This window comes from Mesorhizobium sp. M7A.F.Ca.CA.004.06.1.1, from assembly GCF_003999135.1.
In the GTDB taxonomy this organism is placed as follows: domain Bacteria; phylum Pseudomonadota; class Alphaproteobacteria; order Rhizobiales; family Rhizobiaceae; genus Mesorhizobium.
Genome location: NZ_RZPQ01000915.1, coordinates 1 through 2055, shown reverse-complemented (window position 1 = coordinate 2055; position 2055 = coordinate 1). Strand labels below are relative to the sequence as shown.

Annotated in this window: 2 protein-coding genes; both read right to left on the bottom strand. The window is 62.2% G+C overall.

The genetic code is table 11. From position 1 onward, the window contains the following. The coding region (locus EN906_RS32070) for an ABC transporter substrate-binding protein (RefSeq protein WP_245484376.1) at window positions 1-827 on the bottom strand (827 nt) is incomplete at its 3' end. 266 nt (window positions 828-1093) lie between these two features. After that, window positions 1094-2055 (bottom strand): translocation/assembly module TamB domain-containing protein (locus EN906_RS32065; RefSeq protein WP_206529227.1); only part of this gene is annotated, 962 nt, incomplete at its 5' end.

Here is a 2055-nt window from a genome sequence, read left to right as displayed (position 1 = left end):
GGATCGGTGCCGTAGTCGATGAATTCCAGGCCGTCGAGGAACACTTCGCCGTCCCACCACTTGTCGTCGGTGCGGCGCTTGTAGACCACCTTCTGACCGACATCGTAGGAGACGAGTTCGAACGGACCGGTGCCGATCGGGCAGGCCTTGAAGTCGCCGCCCTTCTCATCGAAGGTCTTGTGGACGATGAGGCCGGGATAGTCGCACATGTTCGGAATCAGCGCGATGTCCGGCTTGGTGAGCTTCAGCACGACCGTGTGGTCGTCCGGCATGGTCACGGCGCTTTCGTCGAGCTTGTCGTCCTTGACCAGCGAGCCAAGACGGCCGGGCATGGAATTGCCTTCGGCTTTCTTGTCGGCCCAACGCTTCAGGTTGAAGACGACGTCGGCGGCGGTGAAGGCATCGCCATTCGACCAGGTGACGCCCTTGCGCACATGCAGCGTGTACTGCGTGGCATCGTCGTTGACGTCCCAGCTTTCCAGCAGATAGGGGCGGAACGTGTATTCGGACGTGTACTTGACCAGCGGCTCGAGCGCCTGGCGCTCGGCATTGGCGATTTCCGACCAGTCGGCCTTGCGCGGGTCCTTGGGATCCTTGATCCACTGGGCGATCTTCAGCGTGCCGCCCTTCTTGCCCTTTACCTCTTCGGCCTTCGCCGGCGTCGGATCGGCGAGGCCGAGCAAGCCGTAAGCCATTGCCGTCGATGCGCCGAAGACGCTGGCCATGGCCAGGAATTCGCGGCGGTCCACCTTGCCTGCCTTGGCTTCTTCGGCCATGGCCAGGATGTGATCCGGAACGCGATCGCCATTACTCTTGTAAATTGTCATGACTTAACTCCCATTGTTGGCTTTCCGCCTTTTAACATTCCGCATCCAGGCCATGATGTCAAAGACGGCGTGGATTGAGAACATGTTAGGGAATGTGCAACTTTGAAAGGGGAGCGGTTCGCGTGATAACGACAGTCTTGGCGCAAATTTGCTACTGTCCGACGGATTCTTCTGGAATCTCGGTAGTCGATTAAACTGAGACATTTACTCCAGCCCGGACAGCGCCAGAATCGATCCATCATGAGGCCAAAAGTCCTGCCGAACTATCAGTATTCCTTCTCGTAGAAGATGCCGCCCTTGGCTTCGCCGGCATCGTTGGCCTCGCCGCGCAGCTTGACGCCGCGCCCGACATTGAGGTCGATCGTAGCCTTGCCCGAGCCCGGCTTGTCGCCTTTCTGGATCGTGACATAGGTGCGGTCGTTGAGGTATTTGCCCGCCGAAACCGCCGTGCCGCCCTGGTCGTCGGTGGTGACGTCGAGGTCGTCGACACCAATGGCGCTGCGCAGGTTTTCGAGCAGCGACGTCGAGCCGCCGACGCCGGCCAGTTGCCCGGCGGCCTCGGCCAACTGGGCGATCTGCAGCGGCGACAGATTCGACATCGAGCGGCCGAAGATCAATTGCGCCAGCACCTCGTCCTCGGGCAGCGCCGGCACCGAGGAGAAGGTGAACTTCGGATTGGTCGCCTCGCCCGACACCACGATGGTGACGGTGGCGCCGGTCGTCGTCGTGGTCGCCGTCAAATTGAGATAGGGCACCAGCGAGCCGGAAAATCCGACCGTGCCTTCGGTGAAGGTCAGCCGCTTGCCGAGGATCGACAGCCGTCCGCGCTGCAGGGTGAAGGTGCCGACCGCTTGCGGCGACGAGGCCGGGCCGGTCAGCTTCAGCGAGCCGCCAAGTTCGGCATCGACGCCCCTGCCCTGGATGAAGATCTGGTTCGGCGCGTTGACCGTGACATCGAGTGCAAGGCCGCTACCGCCGCCCTTGCCGCTGGTCGTCGGCGGCCGCAGCGCCTTGTCCTGTGCCTTGACCGCACCTGGCGCGTTCTTGTGCTTGACGTCGAGCGCTGCCAGCGAGCCCGGCAATTTGTCCGGAACGGTGATCACCGTCTTGGCGAGATTGACGGTGCCGGCAATGACCGGTGCGGAGGTCAGCGGTCCCTTGATCGTCAGGTCGCCGCCGAGATTGGCGGTCACCACCCTTCCGTCCGTATAGCGGCCGTCGACCAGCT